This is a genomic window from Streptomyces rubellomurinus (assembly GCF_000961885.1).
Taxonomy (GTDB): domain Bacteria; phylum Actinomycetota; class Actinomycetes; order Streptomycetales; family Streptomycetaceae; genus Kitasatospora; species Kitasatospora rubellomurina.
The window spans coordinates 1-314 of sequence record NZ_JZKH01000360.1 but is presented as its reverse complement, the minus strand read 5'-3'; the positions used below and the strand labels follow the sequence as shown (position 1 = coordinate 314).

Below are 314 nucleotides of genomic sequence, written 5' to 3'. Positions count from 1 at the left end.
CGCGCGGGGTGCGCGAGACGACCTTGGCGGCGTTGCCGGTGAACTCGACCGACACGTTCTCGACGGCGCCGGCGGCCGGGGCGGCCTCCGGGGCGACGGCGTTCGGCTTCACGGTGATGACGGGCGCGCCCTTGGTGACCTTGGACTTCACCTGGAAGGACGCGGCGAACACCGACTGGGTGGCGACCGGGCCGCCGTCGCCGGCCTCTAGGTCGACGGCGTCGGTGATGATGCCGGAGCCCAGGCGCAGCGCGACGCGGGCGGCGACCTCCTTGCCCTCGCCCGAGGACGTCACCAGGACGGCGGCGACGTCG

Annotated in this window: 1 protein-coding gene; it reads right to left on the bottom strand. The window is 74.5% G+C overall.

Annotated features, from left to right (window positions below; genetic code table 11):
* A partial coding sequence (locus tag VM95_RS38200) for an adenine nucleotide alpha hydrolase family protein (RefSeq protein ID WP_045706341.1) occupies positions 1-314 on the bottom strand: 314 nt, incomplete at both ends.